Source organism: Rhodopirellula maiorica SM1, assembly GCF_000346295.1.
In the GTDB taxonomy this organism is placed as follows: domain Bacteria; phylum Planctomycetota; class Planctomycetia; order Pirellulales; family Pirellulaceae; genus Novipirellula; species Novipirellula maiorica.
Genome location: NZ_ANOG01000800.1, coordinates 1 through 1782 on the forward strand (window position 1 = coordinate 1; position 1782 = coordinate 1782).

Annotated in this window: 1 pseudogene; it reads right to left on the reverse strand. The window is 53.4% G+C overall.

The features are described from left to right. Positions 1-1606, reverse strand: a pseudogene (locus RMSM_RS25960) (hypothetical protein); the annotation flags it as partial. Positions 1607-1782: the final 176 nt, after the last annotated feature.

Consider the following 1782-nt stretch of genomic DNA (forward strand, 5'->3'; position numbering starts at 1 on the left):
AATCGCCGATCGATTTCAGCTGAGCGACGAGGTTGGTGTTCTCGTCTTGCGGGACTTCGACCAACAGCTTCTGCAATGCGCTGAGCGCGACCAAACCGCCCTTCAAACCGAGATCGGTTCCCGGCGATGTGCGTGCGAGATTGTCACCGACCACCGCGGCATCACGGAAACGATCGACTTGATACAGCAGCACGGCATAAAAATGTTTGGCTTGATTCAGTGTGCTCAGGTCGGCACCACGTTGGATCATCGTCATACCGCGACGCAGTGTTTCAATCGCTAGATAACGTGTGTCGGCAAGTTGTTTCTCAAGACTTTCGATTTGTTTTTTGTGTTCCGCGTCGTCCTTCTTTTGCTGTTTTAGTAGCTCCAGTGCTTGACGTAGATCTTCGCTCAGCTGGTACAGTTCTCGCGACGACGCAAAGGCTTCTTCGAGGTTTTCAGGATCGTCTGCTTTTGGCAGTTCGGCTGGAGTTAAATCCACGCCCATGTCCGCCAGTAATTTTGATGATTCTTCGGCGTGCTGGCCCGGCAGCTTTTCGATCTCGATCAACAATTGACGGCCTGCGGACTCGGCCCGTTTGATGTCTGTTTTCTTTTGCCCCTTGGTGTCTTTCGATTTGGCAAGATAGGCTTTCGCAACGTCCAATTTTAATTGCAGTGCTGCAGGAAGTCGCTTTTCGTTGGGGCGGATCGTGTCCAGCAGTCCCTGGCCTCGTTCGATGGCCGGTTGGTAGTCCGGCGGTGATTTGGCCAACCATAACTGCGTCAAGGCACTGGTCGCTTCGAACCGACCTTCGCGAAGCGGGGCGGCATCGGGTTGCTCGAGATACTTTAAGAAACTATCCAACGCCGCATCGGTTTGTCCGAGCAATTGTTGTGTTTGACCGAGATGCAAAATGGCGATCGCCCCAGTTACATAACCGCCGTAATTGTCGGCCAAATCTGTGAACTGAGCGGTCGCTTCTTCGAGCAGCTTTTTTCCATCCTTGGCTGGATTGGGATAGGTGGTCGCGGCTAAACGGCGAGCGTCTCCGGCATTGAGTTTGGCCTCCAGGAAATCGGCGCGATACTGTGTTCGCTGCTCGGCCAATTGGGGATTTTCGTCGGCGTTGATTTTTTCGCCCTGCATCTCCTTAAGTTTGCTTCGCAGGTTTTCGACGATCGTGTCAAACGTTTTTGCGGCGTTTAGATACGACTCGCGTGCCGCTTTCTTTTTGGCATCGTCGGGATCGATCATCATCAGCGTGTTGGCACGCACCAATTGCAGCTTGCCCAACTGCAGTCGTGCTTCGGGGGCACGAGGATGAGATTCCTGTTTTAGAAAATCGGCGATCGACGATTCAGCTTTGGCAAAATACTCGTCCCGCTCGGTTGCGGTGCGAGCGTTGACGCCGGCTTCAATATAGGTCTGTGCCTTTTCGAGCGAGACCGCATCCTTGAGTGAACCGTCCACGCCGGGGGATTGATCCAGACGATCCAGATACGTCAACGCGATATCGTAATAGCCGGCCGCGCGGAGCCGTTTGAGGAAGTCTTCGGCGGGTTCGCCTTCGGCCAGCGCTAACGAACCACAACTGCCCGCCATCGACACTGTTATTGCCAAAACATAAATCGTTAAACGAACGGCTCGATGGCAAAATGTCTTCCGTGATAAGCAATTCCGCGAATAGAATACGAGCATGGCGACCGAGTGCTGGTTGGATTGTATGGGTGCTGCCAGGGGGAGGATGAGTCGACAGGATTGGAGTCAGGCGAGCAAGGATTGAAAACGCTATTCTA